The sequence below is a fragment of the Haloferax sp. ATB1 genome (assembly GCF_000730175.1).
Window position 1 is genome coordinate 1 of sequence record NZ_JPES01000074.1, and the last position, 25,953, is coordinate 25,953.

Annotated in this window: 12 protein-coding genes and 7 pseudogenes; 12 read left to right on the plus strand and 7 right to left on the minus strand. The window is 66.3% G+C overall.

Annotation, left to right across the window (positions count from 1 at the left end):
- Nucleotides 1-233: 233 nt before the first annotated feature.
- The 3 pseudogenes from ATB1_RS11720 to ATB1_RS11730 all read right to left on the minus strand — a co-directional run bounded on the left by ATB1_RS11720 (nucleotide 234) and on the right by ATB1_RS11730 (nucleotide 7,054).
- Nucleotides 234-2,958 (minus strand): annotated as a pseudogene (locus tag ATB1_RS11720) (hypothetical protein).
- 455 nt (nucleotides 2,959-3,413) lie between these two features.
- Nucleotides 3,414-4,935 (minus strand): annotated as a pseudogene (locus ATB1_RS11725) (lipopolysaccharide biosynthesis protein).
- A 318-nt stretch (nucleotides 4,936-5,253) separates the two neighbouring features.
- Nucleotides 5,254-7,054 (minus strand): annotated as a pseudogene (locus ATB1_RS11730) (hypothetical protein).
- Between the two features lie 301 nt (nucleotides 7,055-7,355).
- Here ATB1_RS11730 and ATB1_RS11735 point away from each other — a divergent pair.
- Nucleotides 7,356-9,214 (plus strand): annotated as a pseudogene (locus ATB1_RS11735) (asparagine synthase-related protein).
- A gap of 221 nt (nucleotides 9,215-9,435) precedes the next feature.
- Here the strand turns inward: ATB1_RS11735 and ATB1_RS11740 are convergent.
- The 3 genes and pseudogenes from ATB1_RS11740 to ATB1_RS11750 all read right to left on the minus strand — a co-directional run bounded on the left by ATB1_RS11740 (nucleotide 9,436) and on the right by ATB1_RS11750 (nucleotide 12,838).
- The gene (locus ATB1_RS11740) at nucleotides 9,436-10,350 is read right to left on the minus strand and encodes a DUF106 domain-containing protein (protein WP_042663888.1); all 915 of its coding nucleotides are present in this window, start codon (nucleotides 10,348-10,350) and stop codon (nucleotides 9,436-9,438) included.
- A 120-nt stretch (nucleotides 10,351-10,470) separates the two neighbouring features.
- A complete protein-coding gene (locus tag ATB1_RS11745; RefSeq protein WP_042663889.1) occupies nucleotides 10,471-11,529 on the minus strand; it encodes a glycosyltransferase family 4 protein in 1,059 nt (352 codons plus the stop codon).
- Between the two features lie 228 nt (nucleotides 11,530-11,757).
- Nucleotides 11,758-12,838 (minus strand): annotated as a pseudogene (locus ATB1_RS11750) (DUF354 domain-containing protein).
- 434 nt (nucleotides 12,839-13,272) lie between these two features.
- On the opposite strand from ATB1_RS11750, the gene ATB1_RS11755 reads away from it, so the two are divergent.
- From ATB1_RS11755 to ATB1_RS11805, 10 genes and pseudogenes are all read left to right on the plus strand, one after another.
- The gene (locus ATB1_RS11755; protein WP_042663900.1) at nucleotides 13,273-13,860 is read left to right on the plus strand and encodes a metal-dependent hydrolase; all 588 of its coding nucleotides are present in this window, start codon (nucleotides 13,273-13,275) and stop codon (nucleotides 13,858-13,860) included.
- Between the two features lie 182 nt (nucleotides 13,861-14,042).
- A complete protein-coding gene (locus ATB1_RS11760) occupies nucleotides 14,043-14,618 on the plus strand; it encodes an acyltransferase (protein WP_042663890.1) in 576 nt (191 codons plus the stop codon).
- Complete coding sequence (locus ATB1_RS11765) at nucleotides 14,615-15,718, plus strand: DegT/DnrJ/EryC1/StrS aminotransferase family protein (RefSeq protein WP_042663891.1); 1,104 nt, start codon at nucleotides 14,615-14,617, stop codon at nucleotides 15,716-15,718. The genes ATB1_RS11760 and ATB1_RS11765 overlap by 4 nt, the downstream gene beginning before the upstream one ends.
- Entirely contained in the window at nucleotides 15,715-16,764 is a 1,050-nt protein-coding gene (locus ATB1_RS11770) for a Gfo/Idh/MocA family protein (protein WP_042663892.1), read from the plus strand. Before ATB1_RS11765 ends, ATB1_RS11770 begins: the two co-directional genes overlap by 4 nt.
- Nucleotides 16,761-18,204, plus strand: a pseudogene (locus ATB1_RS11775) (nucleotide sugar dehydrogenase). The gene ATB1_RS11770 and the pseudogene ATB1_RS11775 overlap by 4 nt, the downstream one beginning before the upstream one ends.
- The gene (gene wecB, locus ATB1_RS11780; protein WP_042663893.1) at nucleotides 18,201-19,286 is read left to right on the plus strand and encodes a non-hydrolyzing UDP-N-acetylglucosamine 2-epimerase; all 1,086 of its coding nucleotides are present in this window, start codon (nucleotides 18,201-18,203) and stop codon (nucleotides 19,284-19,286) included. Before ATB1_RS11775 ends, wecB begins: the two are co-directional and overlap by 4 nt.
- 18 nt (nucleotides 19,287-19,304) lie before the next feature.
- Nucleotides 19,305-20,384, plus strand: coding sequence for a polysaccharide deacetylase family protein (locus ATB1_RS11785; RefSeq protein ID WP_241768198.1), 1,080 nt, complete (start codon nucleotides 19,305-19,307; stop codon nucleotides 20,382-20,384).
- Nucleotides 20,381-21,700 carry an antibiotic ABC transporter permease gene (locus ATB1_RS11790; protein WP_042663894.1) on the plus strand — a complete coding sequence of 440 codons (1,320 nt, stop codon included), beginning with the start codon at nucleotides 20,381-20,383 and terminating at the stop codon, nucleotides 21,698-21,700. Before ATB1_RS11785 ends, ATB1_RS11790 begins: the two co-directional genes overlap by 4 nt.
- 270 nt (nucleotides 21,701-21,970) lie before the next feature.
- Nucleotides 21,971-23,060 (plus strand): annotated as a pseudogene (locus tag ATB1_RS24135) (lipid II:glycine glycyltransferase FemX).
- Nucleotides 23,061-23,113: 53 nt separating this feature from the next.
- Nucleotides 23,114-24,151, plus strand: coding sequence for a GNAT family N-acetyltransferase (locus tag ATB1_RS11805; RefSeq protein WP_042663903.1), 1,038 nt, complete (start codon nucleotides 23,114-23,116; stop codon nucleotides 24,149-24,151).
- 58 nt (nucleotides 24,152-24,209) lie between these two features.
- Here ATB1_RS11805 and ATB1_RS11810 read toward each other — a convergent pair whose 3' ends face one another.
- Nucleotides 24,210-24,506: a winged helix-turn-helix domain-containing protein gene (locus tag ATB1_RS11810; protein ID WP_042663898.1), complete on the minus strand. Its 297-nt coding sequence runs from the start codon at nucleotides 24,504-24,506 to the stop codon at nucleotides 24,210-24,212.
- A 472-nt stretch (nucleotides 24,507-24,978) separates the two neighbouring features.
- Here ATB1_RS11810 and ATB1_RS11815 point away from each other — a divergent pair, with 472 nt between their 5' ends.
- Complete coding sequence (locus ATB1_RS11815) at nucleotides 24,979-25,902, plus strand: DUF6920 family protein (protein ID WP_042663899.1); 924 nt, start codon at nucleotides 24,979-24,981, stop codon at nucleotides 25,900-25,902.
- The last annotated feature ends 51 nt before the right edge of the window (nucleotides 25,903-25,953 follow it).

The window sequence follows — 25,953 nt, forward strand, 5'->3', positions numbered from 1 at the left end:
CACCGTGACCGATGAACCGACCGGCGGCGCTGACGCCGGCGACGACGCGGCGTAACTCGCGCCCGCGCGGCCGTCGATCCGTCCTGAACGTGGCCGCCGCTCGGCTGTCGGGTGGAAAACGAAAAAGCCGAGTCGAAATGCGAACGTGGGTGCCTCTGTCGTCTGCGGCGTCACCGCGGGCGGGTGGGCGCGCGGCGCGCCGTCTACTGTTCTGCTGTTCCGTCGTCTCGGTCTCAGCCGTCGTTGTCTTCGAAGGTCAGCGCCGCGTCGCCGGTCAGGTTCATCTTCGTGATGTCACCCGAGAACCGGAAGGCGTCGACGTTGTCCGTAACGGAGCCTTTCACCTTGCCGTTGGTGACGCTGTCGTCGCTCTCGGTCGGCCCGACGAGCGGATCGTTCAGGATTTCGCCCGAGACCATGAAGTCGTACGTCGTCTCCGTGCCGTCGCCTCGACGACGAGGGTGTTCGGCAGGGAGAACACGGCAGGGTCGACCCGCGTGCCGTTGACGTAGACCTCGGCCTCGCCCTGGAGGAACGACAGCGACGTAATCGTGCCCGTGAAGCTGTACGTGTCTTCGGCCCCCTCGGTGGTGACCCAACCCGTCGCGGAGCTTTCGGACACGTCGTCCCACTCTTCGATGGTGTCGCCCGAGGCTTCGAGCGTGCCGCTGACGCTGACTTCGTACTGCGTCTCGACGCCGGTGCCGACGAGGCGCAGTTCGTTCTGGCTGTCGGTGGAGTCGTCGGTCGTCGAGTCGTCCGTGCTCGAATCGGTCGAGTCGTCCGTCGTCGCGTCCGTGACCGTGCTCTCTGTCACCTGCTCGCCGTCGACGTAAATCTCGGCCTCGCCTTCGACGAAGCCGAAGGAGGTGACGCTTCCCGCGAAGTTGAACGTGTCCTCGACGCCCTCGGTCGTAATCCAGCCGCTGGCGGAGGTGCCGTCGATGGTGTCCCACGACTCGATGGTGTCGCCCGAGGCTTCGAGCGCGTCGCTGACGGTGAACTCGTACTGGGTCTGGGTACCCGTGCCGACGAGGCGCAGTTCGTGCGAGAGGTCGGTGGAGTCGGTCGTGGAGTCGGTCGTCGAATCCGTCGAGTCGTCCGTCGTCGACGAGTCCGTCGTCGCGTCCGTGACGGTGCTCTCGGTCACCTGCTCGCCGTTGACGTGAATCTCACACTCGCCTTCGAGGAACGAGAACGAGTCGATGTCGCCGGAGAACGTGTAGGTGTCCTCGACGCCGTCGGTCGTAATCCAGCCGGTCGCGGTGCCGCCGGAGATGTCGTCCCACTCCTCGATGGTGTCGCCCGACGCCTGCAGCGAGTCCGTCACGGTGAACTCGTACTGGGTCGTCGTGCCCGTGCCGACGAGGCGAATCTCGTTCGGGAGGGGTTCGGTCGTGGAATCCGTCGTCGAATCGTCGGTCGTCGAATCTGTCGAGTCGTCCGTCGTCGAATCTGACGAGTCGTCGCTAGTGCTCCCGTCGGCGCTCGGGAGCGGACAGGAGTCGCTGCTCGTGATGTTGCTCGTGTCCACGTCGGCCCCGCTGAACACCGTCGCCTGCCCGGAGACGTTGATGTTCGAGTCCACAATCTCACAGCTCGTGGCGTCGTTGACGAGGACGCCGTCCACGTCGCCGTTCGGGAGGTGGATACAGCTGTTCTGGACGGTCGAGCCGTTGCGGTCGTTGTCGATGCAGACCGCCGCGCCGGCGGGCTGAGACCGCGTGCTGCCCGTGATGGAGACGTTTTCGAGGTTCACGCCCCACGGCTTGTCCGCGGTGTCGGTGTCGACGGAGTCGGCGTGAATCGTCTGGACCGACGTGTCGTTCTGGATGCGGCAGTTGCGCAGGGTGAAGCCGCCGTGGCCGGCCCACGTCGGCGACGGAGACGATGCCGCGCGAGGTGGGACAGGACTTGAAGATGAAGTCGCAGTCCTCGATGAGGACGCCGGCGTACCCGTTGCCGGTAGAGTCGATGCGGAGGCCCTCGGGACTGTCGAGGCTGTCGCCGTCGCGGGCGTGCTCGTTGAGGTTGTCCGCGTCCATGATGACGGTCGCGCCCTTGATCCACGAGGTCTTCGTGGGGTGGTCGCCCGCGGAGATGCGCATGTTGGTGTTGTCGTTGTTCTTGAACAGGCCGCCCTCGACGCGGAGGACGCCGCGGGTGTGGGTCGCGCGGAACGACGACGACCCGCGCTCGTTCGATGTGGCAGTCGACGAGGCGAATCTCGCCGACTGAACCGCCCTGTACACGGATACCCGCGACGCCGTCGGGGTAGCCCGGAAGCTCGGCACCCTCACGCATGTAGACGCGGCGGGCGACGTTGACGCCGTCGACGGAGGAACAGTCGTACGCGAGGAGCTGGCGGCGAGCGTTGTTGTCGGTGGGGGTGCGGCCGAGCCACTCGACGTCCTCGATGAGGCCGCCGTCGTCGTTTATCATCCAGATGTCCGCCGTGGTAGTGTCGTCGTCGGTCTGCTGGATGGAGAAGTTCTTCAGGACGTGGTGGTCCCCGCTCGTGATTTCGAGGAACCGGTACTTCTCGCCGTTGTTGCCCGACGGGAAGACGAACTGCACGTCCTTGTGGGAGCTGCCGGTGCCGACCATCCCGAAGCGGGAGACGTCGTCGTTCCAGTACTGCGTCTCGGTGGCGAGATACTCACCCGGAGGGAATTCGATGAGCGTCCCGCTTTCGTACGCGGAATCGAGTTGGTTGTCTATCGGTTCGTTTCCGTTGGGGTCCATTCCAAGGTCGTCCACCGCGTTGACGACGCGGTCCCATTGGATACCGAAGCGCTCCTCTGGTCCAGACGCAGCCGACGCGACGCCGGCAGAGAGGGCAGTCGATGCGGCCATCGCACCGAGTTTGAGGTAGTTCCGCCTGTTGAGTTGCGATTCGAGGATGGAGTCTGAATCCGCCGCAGATTCGTCGTCATCTCCATCGGTTAGTCGTGCCATACCCGAGGAAAGCCCTCGTTAAGGTGATAATCATTATTGCGAGGTATAATCTAGTTAGCTACGATTACGTGCGGGTTTGATTCGGATGGAGGCCAGTTAGTTACCAGTTGCATTCCAGAGACACACCTTATATTCTCTCAAGAAAATATCAACTAAATATGTATATGTCGCCATATTGGCGGTCGAAAACGACCACTTAATCGATACTATACGAGCCAAATCGACATGCGGTGTCGAATCAAAATCAGTCCGTGAAACGTCTCTGCTCGCCAGATAATCAATCTATGAACTGGTAATTACGCTCCCACCGAACCTTGCGAGGGCGTTCGTTTCACCACACCCACATTTTCTGACGGTGTTCTGATAGGTTTGATTCACGTCGAAGGTTCAGCTAGCAATGAGAGTCAGTCGAATCGACCACTCAGCGGGCCCGTCGAGTCGGCCGAACGCCGACCTCACTTGGACATCACGGAGACGAGTTCCCGGAGGTTCTGTTTGACCCGCCAGTCGAAGAGCGTCATGAGCGACGCGGCGCTGACGGCGTAGGCGACGACGCCGATAGCGACGAGGACCGCGAACTCGACGAGCGGCGACCCGACGCGGTTCTGCGCCGCGAGGACCGCCAGCGCCATCGCGCCGCTGGCCGCGACGGGGTACGAGAGCTCTCGGAGGAACCGGCGGTAAGTCGTCCCGAGCGTTCGTTTCATTTCGCGCGCGTAGAGCGGGACCATCGGGAACGCGAGGATACCCGTGACCGCGAGGGCGGTCCCTTCGATGCCGTAGGCGCTCGTCGCGGGGACGATGGCTATCGCGAGCAGCGCGACGCGGAGGAAGCCGAGTTTGGTCTGCACGTCGGGGCGGCCGACGGCGCGCCAGACGGGGTTGAACGTCGCGAAGAGCGTCCGAAAGAGCCCGTAGGCGACGAGAATCTGCATGGCGAGCACCATCGGAAGCCAGTCCTCGCCGAGGAATGCGCCGACAAAGGCGGGCGCGACGAGGTAAATGCCGACCGACATGGGTAGGGCGACGAACGCCGTGAGCCGGAAGGTGCTGAAGAACGCCTCGCGGAGGGCGCGCTGGTCCTCCTGAAGCTTCGAGTAGGTCGAGAACATCACGCTGGAGACGACGACGGCGATTTCGGTCGCCGGCGCGTTGGAGATGCGGTAGGCGAGTTGGTAGTAACCGAGCGAGGTCGCCGTCAGGAGCCAGCCGACGACCGCGTCGTCGCCCTGTCCGTAGAGGAACTCGACGATGGACGACCCCGTGACCCATTTCCCGTAGCCGATGAGTTCGGCTGCATACGCCCGGTTCAGGCGCGGGGCGCGGGCGGTACGGGTGCAGGAAGTAGGTCACGACCGAGCGGACGCTTGCGTCGGCGAGGTAGCCGAAGATGAGCGCCCAGACCGTCGGGCTGACCGCGGCGTAGCCGAGCGCGACGACGACGTAGGCCGTCGTCCCGCTGACCCGGTAGGCGAACTCCTTGTGGAACGCGAGGTCCTTCTTGAAGTAGACCATCGCGGGGTTCCGCAGCGCGAGGAAAATCGGGACCAGGGCGATGGCGCGGATGAGGTCCCGCGCGGCGGGCTCGCCGAACAGCGAGGCGAGCGACGGGGCCGCGAAGTAGAGAACCGAACTCATCAGCAGGCCGCGGAGGAGTTCGAGCGTGAACGTCGTGTTCAGGTACTCGTCCACGTCGTCGTCGACGCGCTGGATGAGCGCGGCGTCGATACCGAGGTTCGTCAGGCTCAGAAGCGCCGAGATCGTGAGGAGCGCGATACCCATCAGCCCGATAGCCTCGGGGCCGAGCAACCGCGCGAGGACGATGAACATGACGACCTTCAGCACCCGGTCGAGGACGTTCATCGCCGACACCCACATCCCGCTTTTCACCGTCCGCTCTGCGAGGTCGCTGTCGTCGTCGCCGGGAACGAACCGGCGGCGAATCGTCCGGACGACCGAGCGAATCTTATCTCTCATCGAACGCACCTCGCGGGTCGTCGCTTCGGCGGAGACCCGGCGTATTCACGAACGGTAACACTCGGATACACATCGGCTCAGGAGGCGATTAATTATTGACTCGCTACTGGATTCCGCGGGGTCGCGGTTCCCGTAGTCGCGCGGATTAGGCGCTGTTTGACGAGGCAGAGCGACCTGCCGAGCGCCGTGGTGTCCGAACCCGTGCGGCGGGGCAGGGACCATCGGCCCACAGGCCGCCGGTCGGAAGAGAACAGCGGCGGCACCGGCGGTAGCGGTTCTAGCATCGGCGTGAAAATCGGACCCCGCGTCCCTACACCCCTACCCGGACACGTAGTAGAGGTCGGCCGCGCCGTTCGCCATGACGCGGTTCACGTTGGGCTGGTTCTGGACGGCTGTGAGATTCGCCGCGGAGTACCGGAGTTCGCGGTACGCGACCACCTCGCGGTCGTAATCGGTCTTCGAGACCATCAGATACCGCGGGCCGTCGTAGTAGCTCGGCAGGTCGGTGAGCGCCTCGTCGGGCGTCGTGAAGCCGAGCGCCGGCGTGGTTCGCTCGGGGAGCGCCTCGGCGAAGCGGTCGGGGTTCCCGCGGATACCCACGTATCGAATGTCCTCGTCGGACATCTCGAACGCGGTGTCGTACGCCCCCATCTGCTGGGCGGGGACGTGGTTCGAGGGAGATAGATGTACGGCGACGGGAACATCACCATGAGCGTGAGCCCGATGACGAGCGCCGTCGCGACGGGCGTGCCGGCCTTGACCGCCCGCCCGTACTTCGACCAGTAGCTCGTCCCCGCGAGCCACTCGAACGCGTAGAACAGTCCGACGCTCCCGACGACGGTCGCGATAATCATCGCGAAGCCGACGTGGCGGAAGAAGAAGTTCGTCTCCGAGATGACGCCGAGGAGGTGCGCGAAGAAGTACGGCACCAACACGACGAGGCTGAACGTCAGCGTCCGCAGGATGGTCCGTCCCTGACCCGACAGCTGCGGGAACCGCCCGAACAGGACGCCGAGGAAGACGCCGAAGGTAATCAGGGCGTACACCGCGTTCACGAGGAACAGCTTCACGAACACATCGAAGATGCCGCCGCCGACGGCGGTGACGGAACCGGTGCGCTGGGAGATAGCCGTTCCGGCCTCGGAACTCCCCGAGAGAATCCCGAGCAACCCCTCGACGAACAGACCGCCCGTCGAGAAGCCGACGGTGTACTGCGTCAGCCAGTAGACGAAGGCCGCGGCGAAGACGATGGTCAGGCCGTACACCGGTCGCTGTTCGGCGACGGCGTCCGGGGTCCGCCAGCGCTGGACGAGTTGGATACCCGCGGCGACGACGAACAACACGAGGTAGTTGACGGCGACCTGCAGGTGGTACGACACCAGCGCGACCGTCCCGATGGCGAACAGGACGGAGACGGGCGTGATGTGACCGCGCCACCGGCTCTCGACGGCGTCGGTGCCGGAGAACTGGTGCTTGAAGAAGAGGTACAGAAGCACCAGTCCGAGGAACGACGCCAGCGAGTACGGGAAGAACATGAGCTTGAACCCGTTGAGGTTCACCGGTAGGAACAACAGCGCCGAGAACACGGCGATGAGGACCGCCCGACGGTCGGGGACGATGAGCGAGACGAGAAGCGGGACGAACACGAGGTAGACGACCGAGACGAAAAACACCACGAGCATCATCGCGGTGGTGATTTCGACGCCGAGGGCGGCGCTGAATATCCCAGCGGAGACGTGGCCGCTCGGGTAGACGATTTCGAGCGGCGTCAGCGTCTCCGAGGCGAGCGACTTCGCCCAGCCGAGGTGCGTCAACGAGTCGTTGAACCCGTAGAAGTAGTACTCCCGGACGAGCGGAAGGCTGAGACCGCGGCTATCGCGAGGGCCGCTAGACCCACGCCACCGGCTGCGAACCGACTGTTCGGGGCGCGAACGACCACGACCAACGCGGTCAGTACCGCCACCGCCACGCCGACCCAGAAGACCACCGGAGTCGACTGGTAGATTGAGACCTCGTACGCGCGCGCCGGCGACGCGCGAGCGACGAGAATACCGACGGCTAGCGCGAGAAATCCGACGAGGAGGAGTGTTCTCGTGAGCCGCGAATCGCGTTGCTTCATCCCGTGAGAGAAGGCGAGTAGCGTAGTTTGTTATTGAGAATGTAATCGGTGTCGGCGGACGGTATGGGCGTTCTTCCCCGCGTCTCGGGATTCAGCAACCGAAGCGTCGGGCGTCGAGGGGCCATCCGAGGCAGAGACCCGTTCGAACCTCGGTTCCGGTCGGTTCGACGACGCTCGACGCCGCCGCACGGCCGTATAGGCGCGTGATAACAAAACCCGACGCACGCGGATATCGGGCAACGATGTTACTCACAGTAGTCACGCCACAGACCGCCGAGCGAACCGGACGCGAGGGTCTTCGATGACCGGCTTCGTCGGCGGCGTCCTCGACGCGTCGACGCTCGACGCCTGCGCGGCCGAACTCCACCACGAAGACTGGTACGAGTCGGCGACGCGGTCGACCGGCCGCTTCGGTGTCTCGGTCCTCCACCACGGCGCGAGAGACCCCAAGGGCTGTACCGTCTGGGAGGACGGCTCGCGCGTGGGAGCGATATACGGCGCGGTGACGAACCTCGACGAACTCGACCTCGACGCCGACGGGCTGTTCGCCCGACTGTTCGAGGACCCGCACGCGCTCCTCCCCGAACTCGACGGCTCGTTCCTCGTCGTCGGCGTCGACGGCGACGACGAGCGCGTCGTGCTCGCCAGCGACAAACTCGGGACGCGACAGTGCTTCTACGTCGCGGGCGAGCCGTTCGCCTTCGGGACCGAGGTCGGCGCGCTGACGACCCTCCTCGACGACCCGCAGGTCGACGAGCGCGCCATCAGCGACCTGCTCATGATCGGGCACGTCTGGGGCGATAAGACGCTCGTGCAGGGCGTGAAGTTCCTCCCCTCGGGGTCCGTCCTCGACTACCGGGCCGGCGCGAGCCCCGAAATCGAGTCGTACTGGCACCACACGTTCGAACAGAGCCCCGACGACTCCTACCTCGACGACCTCACCGAGGCCTATCAGGACGTCATCGCCGACATGGCCGACACGATAGACGGCGATATCCTTTTGGGCCTGTGGCTCTCCGGCGGCCTCGACAGTCGCTCGATGGCGGGCGAACTCAGCCGCTACCACGACCTCACAACCTACACCTACGACTCGAACCCCGCGAACGGGAGTAACCTCGAACTCGCCGCGAAGGTCTCCAAGGTGCTCGGCCTCGAAAACAGGCGCGTGCCCGTCGAGTCGAACGCGCTCGTCGACTCGCTCGACAAATCGGTCCAGCTGACGAGCGGGATGGTCGGCCTCTCGACGTTCGTCAACCTCGCGAACGTGTTCAACATCGAGGACATGCCCGACGTGCTCATCGAGGGCTGCGGGCAGGGCGGGATGATGGGCGACGGCATCGGTCGGGCCGCCGTCGAGGGAAGCAAATCCCCCGAGGCGGCGCTCTACCGCGCGAAACACCGCATCGACGTTGACGACGCCCGCAGGCTCCTGCGGACGGAATTCGACCCGATGACGACCTACCGCGAGGAGGTGCGCAAGAGCGACCAGCCGGACCTCTACAGCACCGCGATGGACTGCTACTACCGCAACTACTTCCCGCGGTGCGACTTCGCCAGCAACCCCATCGCCGAGAGCCAGGCCGGCACGCGGGTCCCCTTCAGCGACACCCGAGTTCCTCCCGGGCCGTGACCCAGATGCCCCTCTCGCACCGCGTCGGCTCGATTCCGTTCACCAACGGGAAGATTCCCGCGGGGACGGCCTACCCGAAGGTCGAACTGGTCCGCCGCCTCGACAGCCGACTCGCGGACATCCCCTACGAGCGGACGAAGGTCCCGCCGGCGCGCCCGATGTGGCAACACGCCGCCGGCTTCGTCGTCGGCACCTCCGTCGATCGAATCCGCGAGCGCCTCGTCGGCGACGTACACACCTACGGCGGTCGTTCGACTATCGGCGACTGGTACCGGACGAACCGCGCGCTCCGCGAGCGCATCGACGACCTGCTCGACTCCGCCTGCGAGCGCCCGTACTTCGACGCCGACGAGATTCGTCGCCTCCAGCGCGAGGAGCTCACGGGCGAGGCCGAACACATGAGCGCCATCTCCGGCATCATCACCGGCGAACTCTGGGTCCGCAAGTACATCGACCGCGAAGGCCGCGGCGTCGGTGAGGGTACCGCGAGCGCGACGGAAGCCGAAGACGCGCCGCAACCGGCCGACTGAGGCCGGACGAGCCACTCAGCACGCTTTGCACGCTTTCTTTTTTCGGTCGGACTATCCGGTCACGCGGAGCGCGTCAGAACGCTAGGAGACGGACGACGCGGCGGCAGCGACTACCGAAGCAACGGATAGCTACCGAACAGGGAGGACAGCCACAGAAGCCACGGCCGGCGGTGGCAACGGACAACGACGCGACGCGTGCTGGAGACCACCGACTGTGTTCCTCACGCGGGGGTCTGGGCGGTGTTCTGGTCGAACAACCGGCGAGCTGTTCGCTTGACGAACAGGTTGGAGGCGAGTGAACTCACGAAGTACCACACCATCCAAACTTGCATCGGTCCGACTAACCGCGCGCTCCAGATGATGCGGTCGGCTATCGGAATCACCGGTGCGGCCGTGACGATGGCTCCTGCGGGGTTCATCACGAACCACGACAGCCAGAGGAAGACGGGCACCGTGATGAGCATCGACCACACGATCGGCCGGAGGTTGTTTTTCATCGTCCCGAGTTGGTCTCGCATCAGCTCCTGCTGACGCTCGGTGAGACGTTCCACGGCGGCATCGTCCCCGCGCTGCTTCGCGGTACTGAGTTTTTCTCGAATCCGTTGCATCTGCTCTCTCTGTGCGTCCATTCCGTCCTTGTCGAGGAACCGGCGACGGAAGCCCGTCGAGACGAGCGCAACCGCCGTCGCGAGAACGACGACGAGCAGCGGGAACGGAAGCACCCCGGCGAGCGGCCCGAGGACGAGGTCCATCGGACCGACAATCGCCGCTTTGATGGCTGGCACCTGATAGCCGGCCACGAGGGTGATTGCGCCCGCTCCGGCGAGTTTGTCGACCGGTCTCCACGCCGATTCGTCAGTCGTCGGAGCGGGCTGAGTGGTCGCGGCGCCGACCTCGATACCCGCGTCGGCGAGTGCGTCCCGAACGGCTGGCGGGTCGTCGACGACGAACACGTCGTCGGCGGGCACGAGCACGCCAGTCCTGAGCAGCCGACCCCACGTCTCAGCGTCGACGGCATCGCTCACAGCGTCGTACGTGACAGTTCCATCGCCGCGCTCTGCGTGCGCGAGGACGCTCGCGAGCGCCCGACCACCGACGTCGTCCCGCACCAACGAGTCGAGTGCAGTGTCGTCCATCCAGTAACTGTAGATGAGTTAACATTAAAAACCTGACTCCGTTGACGGCCGCCAAAACGAACATCGAGAAGAGCGCCGTCTCCGCGGGGGCTTCGGAGAAAAGAAAGACTGGCCCCGACGCTACGCCGCGTCGGCGTACATCGCCACCAGCTCGTCCGCGTTCGACTGCCACGAGTAGCGTTCTTCGATGACCGCCCGGTTCGTCCGGCCCATGCGGACGGCCTCCTCGGGGTTGGAGACGAGTCGCGCGAGCGCCCGGGCCAGCTCCTCGGCGTCGCCGGGCGCGACGAGAATCCCGCGGTCGTCGGTGATGACCTCGGGGATGCTTCCGACCGGTGTGGTGACGATGGCGTTGCCGCCGGCCATGCCTTCGAGCATGGCGATGGGAAGCCCCTCCGCGTAGGTCGGGAGGACGAACACGGTGCCGCGGCTGATGAGGTCGCGCTTGTCTTCCTCGGAGAGGAAGCCGAGGTACGAGACGTTGTCGTAGGCGGCGGCGACCGCCTCGGCGCGGTCGGCGTAGGGGCCGCGGCCGCCGATGCTCACCTCGAAGTCGAGGCCGGGCGTGGATTCGAGTATCTCGACGGCGTCGAGGAACTCGCGGATACCCTTGCGCTCGATGAGGTTCGAGACGAAGACGAGGTGGACGGGGTCGGTCGGGTACGTCGGGTCGTACTCCGCGGGTTCGACGGCGTTGGCCATGACGTGGACTTTCTCCTCGCCGGCGAGTCTGGAGACGAGGCCGCGCCAGTACTCCGAGAGGACGACCACGTCGTCGACGGCGTCGAAGACGAGCGACTGGAGTCGGCGGACGACCCGCGAGTCGGTGGCGAGGAAGTCGTCGAACGACGAGCCGTGGATGTGGAGGACGACGGGGACGCGCCAGACGTACTTCGAAAACAAGGCGAAGAACGCCGCGCGGTAGAACGAGTAGGTGTGCGACGAGTGGACGTGGACGATGTCCGGGCGTCGCTGGAAGGGGAAGAGAACGACGGCAATGAGCGACGAGAGGAGCATTCGTGCGGCGAGTTCGAGCCCCTCACCCTTCGGCGCGGTGTAGCGCGTGTAGACGCGCACGTCCATCCGGTCTTCGAGGTAGCGACGTTGTTCGGTGATATATCGGTCGATGCCGCCGGTGCCTTTCGGGCCGACGATGAGGAGTGTTTGCTTGGGCTTCATGGGGTTGGTTCTGGTTGATTCTGCGGGTCTGGTCGAGGAATCGCGGGTCCGCGTCACGGGACGCGATCGAGGCGGGCGGAGCGCGCGCCGGTCGATGCGAGAAAATTGGGCGGTTCGGCGGTTAGTTATGGGTCGATTGACCGTCTCCGGGAGCGGGCAGACGCACCGGGCTGGGCTTCGATTGCGGCGGACGCCGCCGGCGTGGGGTCGGCGATGGCGCGACGCCGATTACGCCGGGACCGTATGCCTCGTCAGCGAGTCGACCGTCTCGACGGAGCCGTAGTTCAGCGCCACCTGGACGATGACGTCGGTGAGGTTGACCTTGTCCGCGAGGAACGCGTCGCGCTTTTCGGCCCAGCGGGCCTTCGCGCCGTCGTCGGCGAGGAGTTCCTCGGCGCGGGCCATCACGTCGTCGAACGACTTGAGGTTGGAGATGAGCCCCTGCCGTTCGAGTTCGACGAAGTTGCCCATGTCGTCGTCGCCGACGAAGGAGTTCGACCGGATGGCGGGCGTCCCGAGCAGCGCCGCCTCGGTGACCATGGTCTGGGTGTCGGCGACGAGCAGGCTCGCTTCGGCGAGCACGTCGTGGACGAGCGCGGGATGGAAGTCGAACGGCCGGGTGTCGAGGTCGCCGTCGCGGCGCTCCTCGCTCTCGTCGAGGACGAAGACGGTCGCGCGCTCGCCCAGCATTTCGATGAGTTCGCGGCGGCGCTCGGGGGTGAACCCGCCGTGGCCCACGTCGTGGTGCGAGCCGAACGCGTTGAACCGGACGACGACGAACTTCTCGTCGGGGGCGAGACCGAGTTCAGCTCGGATGTCCACCGAAGGCTCGTACACGTCGGGATGGAGGTAGGCCGTCTCTTTGAACCCGCGGAACTGGTAGTGGTTGTCCGCGAGGTCCTTCCCGAAGGTGTGGGGCGTCAGAATCGCCTTGGCGAACGGCCGGGAGACGACGTGGTCCAGTGAGGTCGGCTCGGAGTCGAGCAGGAGGACCACGGGCGTCCGCGAGACGGCCCCGGCGTGGGCCGCGTAGCCGCCCATCCCGAAGATGAGGTCGGGCTTGAACCGGCCGCACGGCCCGGAAGATGTTGACGTAGTGGAACGGGAGCGACTTGAAAAGCGAGTACTTCGTCGTCCCGCAGGAGCCGTAAATCTCGTGCGGAAGGTCGTAGTACTCGAGCAGGTCCTTGGTACAGCCGTAGTCGCGGCCGAGGACGAGCACGTCGTGACCCATCGCCTGAAGCTCTCTGACGGCGTACTTGTAGAGGTGGACGTGCGCGGGCGTGTTGGTGAAGAACAGGTATCGCATACTCTCTGGCAGTTCCACGCGCCCCGCGGGAGTAGTTATACGGCGTCTACCCGCCGCCGCCGCTCGAATCGACGCCGACTTCCGGCCGCGAAAACCGCCACGAGGCAGTTACAGTCGCCATAACAAAACCCGGACGTGCACTCGGGTTCCCTGACCGGGCGCTCGCGCGCCGTTTCGCCTCAAATCGTTCGCATCGATGCGGACGGACGCAGTCCGCACTCGAGGTGAACGGAACGTCCTCCAAGCCGACCCCCGATGCGCCCCACAAATCAGATGTCTCAGACGCCTATCCCCACTCTCATCCCGCGACGACGAACCGCCAACACGGACCCGACGACGCGGCGTCACTCGACCGGAACGACGAATTGCCGACACGTAACGGCGGCTCGACCGACCGCAACGACGACGAACCGACCGACCGGGAGCGACCGCTGATGTTCCCGTGGGAGCACGCCGCTGTCGGCTACATCATCGTCTCACTGTGGGCGCGGGCGACCGACCGGAAGCTCGACGGCTGGGCCGCGCTGGCGGTGCTGTTCGGAACACAGTTCCCCGACCTCGTCGACAAGCCGCTGGCGTGGTCGTTCGGCATCCTCCCGAGCGGTATCTCGGTGGCGCACTCGATTCTCGTCTCGGTGCCGGTCTCGATACTCGTCGTGGTCGTCGCGCGGCGCTACGGAGCGGCGACGGTCGGCGTCGCCTTCGCCCTCGGCTACCTCTCGCACATCCCCGCGGACCTGCTGTACAACGGCTTTTTCTTCGGGAACTACGACGTGATTCGGGCGTTCCTCTGGCCGCTGTCCCACGGCAGCGAGTCGTCGATGGGCGGCTTCTTCGCCCAGACGTGGTTCTACCTGCGCCGCTTCGTCGTCTTCCTCGGCCGACCCGAGGCGTGGGTGCTGGTCGCGTTCGAACTCGCGTTGCTCGGGAGCGCCGTCTGGCTCTGGCTCGGCGACGGCGCGCCCGGCGTGGCGCTTCTCAAGCGCTCCGTGACCGGAATCCGCCGCAGCGTTACGAAGTGACTGCGACCGGATTTCGGGTGGCAATCACTCCATAACAAAGCCCTCACCGAGACTGAATTTCGCTAAGGCAGGCAGACTCCCCGCCGACATGATATGAAATTCCAGATTTTCCAGTCGACTCGGCCGACCGCCGAGTCGACACAGACAGTCGATGGAGCGCGACCGACGCGAGGTGGACGACGATGAGCGCCGAGGTGGGCGTCGAATCCCACGTCGACGACGGCGTCACCATCGGCTACGGCGACGGTAACGACCCGATCATCGGCGACCGGGCGCGAATCCGCGCCGGCACCATCGTCTACGACGACGTGACCATCGGCGACGACTTCGTCACCGGCCACAACGTCCTCGTCCGCGAGCACACGACCATCGGCGACCAGGTCCTCCTCGGGACCGAGACGGTCGTCGACGGTACTACGACCATCGGGTCGCGCGTGAGCATCCAGACGAACGTCTACATCCCCACCAACACCCGCATCGGCGACGACGTGTTCGTCGGGCCGGGCGTGGTGATGACGAACGACCCCTACCCGGTCCGCACCGACGCGGAACTGGTCGGCCCGACAATCGAGAACCACGCCTCAATCGGCGCGAACGCGACGCTTCTCCCCGGCGTGACCGTCGGCGAGGGCGCGTTCGTCGCCGCCGGCGCGCTCGTCGTGAACGACGTGCCGCCGCGAACCCTCGCCGTGGGCGTCCCCGCCGTCCACCGCGAACTGCCGGAGCAACTGCGGGGAGAAAACAGGATACGACGATGAGTTCAGACCACATCTCCATCGCTGCGCCCCAACTCGGCGCGGCCGAACGGAACCGGATCGCGGCCGTCCTCGAAAGCGGCATGATAGCCGACGGCCCCGAGGTCCGGGGCTTCGAGCGGGAGTTCGCCGACTACTGCGGGGCCGACCACGGCGTCGCCACCTCCAACGGAACGACGGCGCTCCACGCCGCGCTCCACGCACTCGGCGTCGGCCCCGGCGACCGCGTCCTGACGACGCCCTTCACGTTCATCGCGACGGCCAACGCCGTCGCGTTCACGGGGGCCGAGGTGGGCTTCGTCGACATCGACCCGCGGACGTACAACATCGACCCCGACGCGCTCGAAGCGCGACTCAGGGCCGGCGAGCAGGTGGACGCGGTCATCGCGGTCCATCTCTACGGTCTCCCGGCCGACATGACGCGACTCACGGAACTCGCCGACGAGTACGACTTCCTGCTCGTCGAAGACGCCGCGCAGGCCCACGGCGCGGAAGTCGAGGGACGGCGCGTCGGCTCCTTCGGCGACGCCGCGTGCTTCTCGTTCTACCCGACGAAGAACATGACCACGAGCGAGGGCGGCATGATTACCACCAACCACGCCGACATCGCCGAGCGCGCCGCCCGGTTCGTGGACCACGGCCGCGTCTCCGGCTACGAACACGCCGAGGTCGGCCACAACTTCCGCATGACGAGCATCGCCGCGGCCATCGGCCGGGTCCAGCTCGAACGCCTCCCCGAGTTCACTCGCGCGAGACAGGCGAACGCCGCCGCGCTCACGGAGTACCTCGAAGACTCGCCGGTCACGACGCCCCACACACCGCCGGACCGGACTCACGTCTTCCACCAGTACACGGTCGCCTGCGACGGCGTCGAGCGCGACGCTCTCAAATCGTACCTCGACGCGAAGGGCATTGCGACGGGCGTCTACTACCCGAAGCCCGTCCACAAACAGCCCGCGTACGAACACCTCGCGGTGTCGGCCCCCGTCGCGGAGGAAGCCGCGGCACGGGTGCTCTCGCTCCCGGTCCACCCCGGACTCAGCGAGGCCGACGTGGAGCGCGTCGGGACTGCGGTCGCCAACTACGTGGAGGTGGCGAGGTGAGCCGAGAACCCGACGGACTCCGCGCCGACGGCGGCCGAGAGCGCCCGGTCCGCGCGGGCGTCATCGGCGTCGGGTCGATGGGAACCAACCACGCACGGGTCTACGCGGAGCTTCGCGGCGTCGAACTGGTCGGCGTCGCCGACGCGGACGCGGACCGCGCCGCCGAGGTCGCCGCCGACTTCGGCACCGACGCGTACGGAATCGAGGAACTCCTCGACTGCGTCGACGTGGTGACAGTCGCGGTGCCGACGCCCTATCACGAATCGGTCGCCCGGCAGTGCATCGACGCCGGCGTCCACGCGCTCGTGGAGAAACCTTTCGTCGACGACCTCGACGCGGGCGCGGAGTTAGCCGCGCTCGCCGAGGACCGCGGCGTCGTGCTGCAGGTCGGCCACATCGAGCGGTTCAACCCGGCCGTCCGCGCCCTCCCCGACCTCCTCGACGGCGTCGAACCCATCGCCATCACCGCGAATCGGCTCGGTCCGCCGCTGAACCGCGAGATGGGCGACGGCGTCGTCATGGACCTCATGATTCACGACATCGACGTGGTGCTCTCGCTCGTCGACGCCGAGGTCGACCGCGTGGCCGCGACCGCCACGCCCGACGAGCAGTACGCGACGGCGCAGGTGACCTTCGAGAACGGCGTCATCGCCTCACTCACGGCGAGTCGGCTCACCCAGCAGAAGACGCGGACCCTCGACATCACCGCGCGCGACCGGCTCATCCGGGTCGACTACCTGAACCAGTCGGTCCAGATTTTCCGCCAGTCGCGGCCGGACTACCTCCGAGACAACGGCGGCGTCCGGTACCGCCACGAGGTGGTCATGGAACAGCCGATGATCAACACCGGCGAGCCGCTGAAGCGCGAGCTACAGGCGTTCGTTGACGCCGCGACCGACGGCGGCCCGGTTCTCGTCACCCCGGCCGACGGCCTGCGCGCCATCGAACTCGCCCGGCGCATCGAGGCCGACGCCGAGTCGGCGATTCGAAGCGTCGAGACCGCGGCGGCCGCGGAGACGACAGAGACCCCGGAGGGCCGGCAATGAGCCGCGAGCACCCCGGACTGTACGGCTCCGACCGCTCGTCCGACGAACAGACGCGGGCCCTGCGCGCCGGCGAGGTCCCCGTCGCGGTGTACGGCCTCGGGAAGATGGGCCTCCCGCTGGCGGCCGTCTACGCCCGCGCGACGGGCAACGTCACCGGCGTCGACATCAGCGAGGACGTGGTCCGCGGCGTCAACGACGGCGAGTGCCACGTGGCGAAGGAACCGGGACTCCCCGAGTTAGTCGCCGAGCAGGCCGAACGCGGCGCGCTCCGGGCGACCACCGACGGCGTCGCCGCGGCCGAAGGTGCCGCGATTCACGTCATCATCGTTCCGACCCCGCTGACCGACGACCGCGAACCCGACCTCGCGGCGTTCGAAGCCGTCCTCGACAGCATCGCACAGGGGCTCGCGCCCGGCGACCTCGTCGTCGTCGAGTGTACCGTCCCGCCGGGAACGAGCAAAGACCTCGTGGTGCCGTACCTCGCGGAGCGAAGCGGCCTCTCGGCCGGCGAGTTCGGCGTGGCGTTCTGCCCCGAGCGGACCTCGTCGGGCCGGGCGCTCCGCGACATCACCGAGTCCCACCCGAAAATCGTCGGCGGCGTCGACGCCGAGAGCACCCGCGTCGCGGCGCTCGTCTACGGCGAGATTACCTCGAACGAGGTGATTCCCGTGCGCGACGCGACGACCGCGGAGGCCGTGAAACTGTTCGAGGGCGTCTACCGCGACGTGAACATCGCGCTCGCCAACGAACTCGCGCGGCTCCGCGACGACCTCGGCATCGACGTGACCGAGGCAATCGACGCGGCCAACACCCAGCCGTACTGCGACATCCACGCGCCCGGCCCGGGCGTCGGCGGCCACTGCATCCCGTGGTATCCGTACTTCATCACGAGCCGAGTCGAGGCCGAGACGCCCCTGCTCCTGACCGCCCGCGAGGTCAACGACAGCATGCCGGCGTTCACCGCCGACAAGCTCCGCGACGAGCTGGCCGCGGCGGGACGCGACATTCGAAGGTGCGACCGTCGCCGTCCTCGGCGTCACCTACCGCCCCGGCGTCGCCGAGACCCGCGCGACGCCCGCTGCGGGCGTCATCGACCGACTGAACGAACTCGGCGCGACCGTCCTCGCGGTCGACCCGATGCTCTCCGACGAGGTCGTCGCGTCCTTCGGCGCGACCCCCGTCTCGCTCGCCGACCTGTCGACCCGCGCGCTCGACGCGGCCGTGGTCGTCACGCCGCACGAGGAGTTCGACGGCATCGACTGGACCGCCTTCGACGACCTCGTCGTCGTCGACGGCCGCGGCACCCTCGGCGACATCGGCCACCGCGTGTACGAAATCGGCGGCGGACCGCGGGGCGAGTCGTCAGCCGACGCTGATTCCGAGGCCGAGGCCGAAGTCGCGGTGGGGACCGACGCGCCGCACGGAGGTGCGAGCCGATGAACCGCCTCAAAGTGCTCTCGGTCGTCGGCGCGCGCCCGCAGTTCATCAAGGCGTTCCCCGTCTCCGACGCGCTCAGGCGCGACCACGACGAGGTGCTCGTCCACACCGGCCAGCACTACGACGAGTCGATGTCGGGCGTGTTCTTCGACGAGCTCGACATCCCGGAACCCGACTACAACCTCGGGGTCGGCTCGGGCGGCCACGCGGCCCAGACCGCCGAGATGATGACCCGGCTGGACGCCGTCGTCGCCGACGAAGCGCCCGACGTGGTGCTCGTCTACGGAGACACCAACTCCACGCTCGCGGCGGCGCTCGTGGCCGCGAAGCGCGACCCCGCGCTGGCGCACGTCGAGGCCGGCCTGCGGAGCCACAACTGGGCGATGCCCGAGGAGGTCAACCGCGTGCTCACCGACCACTGCTCGGACCTGCTGTTCGCGCCCTCCGAGTCTGCCGCCGAGACGCTGGCGGCCGAGGGCATCCGCGACGGCGTCTCCGTGACCGGCGACGTGCAGTACGACGCCGTCCTCCGGGTCCGCGAGACCGCCCGCGAGCGGTCGTCGATACTCGCCGACCTCGACCTCCGAGACGGGGAGTACGTCCTCGCGACGGTCCACCGCGCCGCCAACACCGACGACCGCGACCGCCTCGAAGGCATCGTGGACGGGCTCGTGTCGTCGGAACTCCCGGTCGTGTTCCCGGTCCACCCGCGGACCGAGGGTGCGCTCGAAGCCAGCGGCCTCTGGTCGCGGCTCGCCGACGCCGAGAACGTCATCCTCGTGGAGCCGGTCGGCTACCTCGACTTCGTCCGCCTGCTCGACGGCGCGGAGCGCGTCGCCACCGACTCCGGCGGCGTCCAGAAGGAAGCGTTCTACCTCGACGCCCGATGTCTCACGCTCCGCGACGAAACCGAGTGGACCGAAACCGTCGACGCTGGCTGGAACGTCCTCGTCGGCGCGGACGCGACCGCGATTCGGGCGGCGCTGACCGACGACGACCCGCTTCCCGAAAAACCCTCGCTGTACGGTGACGGGAGCGCCGCCGAGCGAATCGTCGCCGCGCTCTCGGAGTACGAGAATGCGTGAGAAGAAGGGAGATTCGAGATGCGCCGAGATGACCTCCGCGTGACCCGCACGGAGCCGAGCGAATCCGGCCCCGGCTTCGCGGTCTGTCTGACCCACGACGTGGACCGCCCGTACAAGACGTATCAGGGGCTGTACTATGCGGCGAAGTCGAACCCCAGCTACCACCTCCGGACGCTCCTCCGGCGGGAGAACCCCTACTGGCAGTTCGAGGATATCATGGCGCTCGAACGCGACCTCGGCGTCCGCTCGTCGTTCTACTTCCTCAACGAGCCGAGCCTCCTCGAAACGGGGTCGCTTTCGGACTGGCTCGAACCGAAGAACTGGGTCGAACACCTCGGCCGGTACGACCTCGATTCGGCGTCGATAGCCGACGCCGTCCGCGACCTCGACGAGGGCGGCTGGGAGGTCGGCATCCACGGCTCGTTCCGGTCGTGCGACGACTTCGACCGCCTCCGAACCGAAAAGCGCGAACTCGAAGCGGTGCTCGGCCACGAAATCGTCGGCGGCCGCCAGCACCACCTCAAACTCGGGCCGAACACGTGGCGCTACCACCGCGAACTCGGCTTAAAGTACGACGCCAGCCCCGGGTCGAGTTCGGAAAACGGGTTCCAACACGGCTACCGGCCGTTCAGACCCTTCGACGACGACTTTGTCGTCTTCCCGCTGACGCTGATGGAGGTGTCGCTTCCCGACCCCGGGTCGGCGTTCGACGAGGCGTGGGCCGAGTGCGAGCGCCTCCTAGACGAGGCCGAGGCGAACGACGCCGTGATGACGGTGCTGTGGCACCCGCGGTACTTCAACGAAGACGAGTTCCCCGGCTACCGCCGGCTCTACCGCCGCATCATCGAACGGGCGCTCGACCGCGGCGCGTGGGTCGGCCCCGTCGCCGAGTACTATCGCGAGTTCCTCGCCGAGCGCGATTCCCGACGACGACTCGGGCGAGAGGGCGACCGACAGCGCGACCGCCGGCGGCACGAATCACTCGCTCTCTCAGTAGAATTCGACGGCGTCGGCCGGTATCGGCTCCATAACAAAGCCGCCAGCGGGCTTCCTCTCGGACAGCCAATACCCCCTCAGAGAGGCTATTCTATATCATGAATCCACCATCGAAGCAGTATCACCGGGACGGCGACGCCGACGCCGACACGGAGCGACTCCAGCGGTACGTCGACGTACTCGACGACGTGCTCGACTACGCCCGCGAACGCGACTACAAAGGCTGGGACTACGGCGACGGCATGAGCAGCAGGCTCCTGCTGTCGGTTCCCATCGATAACCGCTGGTTCAACCTCGCGGTCCAGGAGTTCATCAAGCGCTCGCCCGTCAACGTCCGCCCGCTGTTCCTCGTCGAGAAGCGCCGGAACTTCAAGGGCATCACGCTGTTCGCCATGGCGAACCGGACCCGCGCACAGTTGGCCGAGTGGTTCGACGGCGACCGCCCGGCGGAGACGTACCGCGACGACGCGGCCTCGCTGACGGAGTGGCTCGTCGAGAACCAAGCCAAGGGCTACAGCGGCTTCGCCGGCAGTCACCGCCACGTCATCCAGCATATCTCCGGCCGCAACGGCCCGCGGTCGGGGATTCCACACTCGCCGAACATCGTCTCGACGGCCTACGGCGTCAAGGCGCTCCTCGCGGGGCGGGAGTTCGACCCGGACTATCCGGACATCGCCAAGACCGCCGTCGACGTGATGCTCAACGACCTCAACTACCGGCCGAAGGACGACGGCGCGGTCATGGACTACTACCTCTCGCACCCGAAGGACAGCTACACCCTCAACGCGCTGGCTATCGGGGCGCGACTGTTCGTCGAGCTGTACGACTACTTCGGCGACGAGGAACTGCTCGAACGCGCCGAGAAGGTGTACGACTTCGTCGCGTCGAAGCAGACCGACCGCGGCGGGTGGTACTACCGCGAGCCCGCGAGCGCCTCGCACCTCTCGATGGACAACCACCACAACGGCTTCATCGTCGAGTGCTTCCAGCGCTACGAGCAAATCGTCGGCAGCGGTCGGTACGACGAGACGCTCGAACGCGGCCTCGACTTCTACGCCCGCGAGCTGTTCGACGAGGACGGCGCGCCCAACTTCGACGAGGAGCACCCCTACCCCCGCGACATCCACGCGACGGCACAAGGCATCCTCGTGTTCACCTACGCCGGGCAGTACGACCGCGCCGAGCGCGCCATTGACTGGGCGCTGGCGAACATGTACGTCCCGTCCGAGGGTCGGTTCTACTTCCGCAAACACCGCTTTTACACCAAGCGCATGACGCTCATGCGGTGGTGTCAGGCGTGGATGGCCTACGCCATCGCCGAGTACGTCGCCACCAGGATCTCCGGAGAACCGACTCACGGCTACGGCATCGACGCCGACGGTATCGAGCGCCTACGGGCAACGGCAGAGACTCCCTGACGGCGGACAGGCCGGCGCGAACGCCGGCTAGTCGCTTCATAACAAATCCCCATCCTCCCGTCACAGTAGTTCGAGAATGTCTTTTCGAATGATACACGCTGACGCGGCCCGACCGGATCGCGGGTCGATTTACGGGGCCGCCGAGTCGGCGGGTGAATCGGCTGATTTCGGTCGAATTGGTCGGTTCGGACAGAGCGAACGCGACGACCGCAGTCGAGGGTGTCGACGACAACGGACGCAGCGCGAAGACCGCCGGTCCTCCCGCAGCCCATGACCATCGAGATTGTCGAGTTCGACCACCGCGACCGCGACGAGTGGGACACGTACGTCGAGCGGTCGAGTCAGGCGAGTCTCTTCCACCAGTACGAGGCGCTGCGACTGCAGGCGAAGTACTCGAACTCGAAACTTCACCTGCTCGTCGGCTTCAAGACAGAAGAGCCGGTCGGGCTGTTTCCAGTCTTCGAGATTCGGAAGGGACTGGTCAAGACGGCGTTCTCCCCGCCGCCGCACATCGGCGTCCCGTATCTCGGGCCCGTGATGCTCGACGCCGGCAACATCAAGAGCCGGAAGTTCGAGCGCCGCCGCAACCAGTTCATCGACGGCTGTACCGAGTGGCTGGACGAACACATCGGCCCGAACTACACGCACGTCCGCGTCGGCGACTACTACACCGACATGCGGACGTTCCTGTGGGGCGGCTGCGACGTGTCGCCGAAGTACACCTACAACGTCGACCTGACCCGGGGCGAAGAGGACCTCCTCATGTCGTTCAGCCGGAGCGCCCGGCGGAACATCCGCGACGGCCGAAAGCTCGTCGTCCGGTGTCGAGGAGGGCGACCGCGACGACATCTGTTCGATTCTCACGCTGGTCAAAGACCGCTACGAGGAACAGGACCTGTCGTTCGACGTACCGCCGCAGTTCGTCATGGACCTGTACGACGCGCTCCCCGCGGGACAGGTCCGGCCCTACGTCTTCCGGTACGACGGGACGTTCGTGAGCGGGATTCTCGTCCTGCAGTACGGCGACACGCTCTACCGCTGGCTCGGCGGCGTCAAACCCCAGCGGGACTTCGGCATCGACGTCAACGACCTGCTGGACTGGCGCATCATGCGCGACGGCATGGCCGCCGGGATGCACCGCTACGACCTCGTCGGCGCGAACAACCGCCGACTCAACCGCTACAAGAGCAAGTACAACCCCGAACTCGTCACGTTCTACCAGATCGAGCACGGCGCGCTCCCGGTCAGAACCATCGCGCACCTGTATAAGAGCCGCCTCGGCCCCGGCATCGAGATGCTGTCCCGGGGAAACGGGACGAGCCTCCCGTCGCGACTCGTCTCGGGGTTCCTCCACCGATGACGACCCGACCGACGTATCGCCCGACGACCATCCAACTCACACGACTACGACACATGTCACAACTCCGTATCGAACCCCTGAGCCTCGACGAGTGGGGAGCCGCGCTCCCCTCGTCGGGCACCGAAGTCTTCCACACCCCCGCGGTGCTCGCCGCCATCGACGAGCACTTCGACGGCGAAATGCACCTGTTCGGCGTCTTCAAGGGCCAAGAACCGGTCGCGCTGTTCCCGACGTTCGTCCGCCGGAACCCTCTCGGACGGGTCGTCGTCTCGCCGCCGCCGTCGATGGCGATTCCCTACATCGGCCCGGTGATGATGCCGAACAGCCCGAAACAGAGCGCCTACGAGTCGGTGAACCGCGAGTTCGCCGACCTCGTGGTCGAGGAGCTCGGCATCCGCTCGAACCGGACGTTCGTCCGCCTGCTCTGTTCGCCGTCGTACCTCGACCCCCGTCCGTTCGAATGGACCGGCTTCGCGGTCAAGCCCTCCTTCACCTACCGACTCGACCTCGGCGGGCGCTCGCTCGACGAGATACAGGCCCAGTTCAGCAGCAGCCTCCGCCGCGAGATTCGGCAAGCCCGCGAACTCGATATCACCATCGCGGACGAGGGACTCGACGGCGCTCGCGTCGTCTACGACGACGTAGTCTCGCGGTACGACGAGCAGGACGAACCGTTCGGAATGCCGTGGGAGTTCGTCGAGTCGCTGGTGGAAAACCTCGGCGACCGGTGTCGCGTGTACGTCGCCCGCGACCCAGACGGCGAGTACCTCAGCGGGATGATCGTTCCCTTCTCGGACGAGGTGGGCTACTTCTGGCTCGGCGGCGCGCGCGGCGAGTACGACGGCGTCAGCATCAACAGCCTGCTCCACTGGACCATCATCGAGGACATCGTCGAAGACGAAGCGCTCGCGTCGGTCACGAAGTACGACCTCGTCGGCGCGAACACGGAACGGCTCTGCAACTACAAATCGAAGTTCGGCGGCGAGCTCGTCCCGTACTACGTCGTCGAGTCGACCGGCGTCGGCATGAACCTCGCCAAGCGGACCTACCAGCTCCTGAACAAGGGGTCGGAGCGAATCGCGACGAAGTGAGGCGGTCGGTCGCACGACGCGCCAGATCTGCCGTGAGAAAGCCGCGAGACGGCCGCACTCACGTCATCTGCTGTGTCTGAATGACGTCCCAGATGTTCTCGGCGTCGTCGGTGATGCCGTACACCCGCCCTTTTCGACGCTGTTCCGGGACGAGGAGTTCAACGAGCGACCGGTCTCTGAGTTCTTGCAGCGCCCGCGAGACGTGAGCGACCGCGCTCTCGGAGTCGGTGGCGATTTGCGTCGGCGTCGCCGGACCCTCCGAGAGCCTATCGAGAACGGAGATGCGGTAGCGAGAGCTGATGACGAAGCCCACGTCGTCCCACGGCACGTCGTCGGTCTCGCCGACGTGGCTCACGCAACGCCCACCTCGCTTGGGGAAACGGGTCGGTCGGCTGTCCAGTCGGGGGTCGCTGTCAAGGGGGTTCGACGGCGAGTGGAGAAGGTGGCCCGGCAGGGGCGACGGCCCGCATCGCTCGCGGCAGTCGTGGCGGTCGCAGACCAGAGAGCCGTCGACCACGACAGAGACGAATCTACCGAAATTAGACGAGTTAACGGGAGATTAACCGCGATGTCGGCGGGTGCCCGGCGTGCCGGCCGCATCGGTTCGGTGCGCATTCGTTCGTTAGTACGAACTTAATTACATAAAGTCACCGTTTGAATTATATTCACGCGTTCGTGAGTATCTCGAATTTATGAACGTCACGTTGACAGGAATTTGGCCGGGGGAGCGCCGCTCGCGACGACGCCGCCCGTGGCCGGAAGACGGTCTGCGTCAGACTGTGAGAGTCACGGCGAGACTCATATCGATCTCCCGCGTACCGTTCGGTATGTCATACAAGCGAACGCTCGGACGACTCGGCCTCGCGCTTGTCGGCGGTGCGCTCGCCGTCGGCGCTCTCCTCGTCGTAATCCGGGCGCGCGCCGACGATACGGCCGCTCGACTGCTCGATGCACTCCGGCGAGAACAGGCCGAATCGACCACGAACGATGCGGGGGCGACAGACACGGCCGACCTCAGCGATCTGCCCGCCCCAGTTCGCCGGTATCTCGAACGCGTGCTACCGGGCGAGCACCCCGATGTCCAGTCGGTCCGGCTCCGCCAGACGGGTGAATTCAGACTCGGCGACGCGGATTCGCCGTGGAAGTCGATGACGGCGACCCAGCACTACACGGTGGCCCCGCCGGGGTTCGTCTGGGACGCCCGAATCGATCTCGTGCCGTTTCTACCGGTCCGGGTCGTGGACGCCTTCGTCGGCGGTGTGGGGTCGTTGGAGGCGAAGTTCCTTTCGGTTATCACCGTCGCGGATGCCCCGCGCTCACCCGAGTTGGACGAAGGTGAACTCGCCCGCCACCTCGCCGAGATGGTCTGGTTCCCGACCGCGTTTCTCCCCGGCCACGGCGTCAGTTGGGAGCCGAGAGACGACCGTTCGGCCCGGGCGACGCTCGTCCACCGCGGCTCGACCGCGACTGTCGTGTTCCACTTCGACGAGAACGACGAGATAGTGCGCGTCACCGCGGACCGGTGGCGCGACACGGGGGACGGCGAGTTCGAGCGGTGCCCGTGGACGGGATACTTCAGCGACTACCGCGAACTGGACGGGGTTCGCGTGCCAACGACGGCGGAGGTGGCGTGGAACCTCCCGTCGGGCGACCTGCCGTACTGGCGGGCGACCATCGACGACGTGGAGTACGACCCGCTACCGACGGCGAGGCGGCGGTCGAATACGTCACCGGGTCCGAATCCGGAATAGCTACGACGGCCGGCAGAAATTCCCGAGTAGATGACCGACTCCTCGTCTCCG

Excerpts from the sequence above, each read along its gene's own strand:
- ATB1_RS11790 (WP_042663894.1), top strand. The coding sequence starts at position 20,381 with ATGAATCCACCATCGAAGCAGTATCACCGGGACGGCGACGCCGACGCC.
- ATB1_RS11805 (WP_042663903.1), top strand. The coding sequence starts at position 23,114 with ATGTCACAACTCCGTATCGAACCCCTGAGCCTCGACGAGTGGGGAGCC.
- ATB1_RS11760 (WP_042663890.1), top strand. The coding sequence starts at position 14,043 with ATGAGCGCCGAGGTGGGCGTCGAATCCCACGTCGACGACGGCGTCACC.
- ATB1_RS11740 (WP_042663888.1), bottom strand. The coding sequence starts at position 10,350 with ATGGACGACACTGCACTCGACTCGTTGGTGCGGGACGACGTCGGTGGT.
- ATB1_RS11815 (WP_042663899.1), top strand. The coding sequence starts at position 24,979 with ATGTCATACAAGCGAACGCTCGGACGACTCGGCCTCGCGCTTGTCGGC.
- ATB1_RS11755 (WP_042663900.1), top strand. The coding sequence starts at position 13,273 with ATGTTCCCGTGGGAGCACGCCGCTGTCGGCTACATCATCGTCTCACTG.
- ATB1_RS11745 (WP_042663889.1), bottom strand. The coding sequence starts at position 11,529 with ATGAAGCCCAAGCAAACACTCCTCATCGTCGGCCCGAAAGGCACCGGC.
- ATB1_RS11765 (WP_042663891.1), top strand. The coding sequence starts at position 14,615 with ATGAGTTCAGACCACATCTCCATCGCTGCGCCCCAACTCGGCGCGGCC.
- wecB (WP_042663893.1), top strand. The coding sequence starts at position 18,201 with ATGAACCGCCTCAAAGTGCTCTCGGTCGTCGGCGCGCGCCCGCAGTTC.
- ATB1_RS11785 (WP_241768198.1), top strand. The coding sequence starts at position 19,305 with ATGCGCCGAGATGACCTCCGCGTGACCCGCACGGAGCCGAGCGAATCC.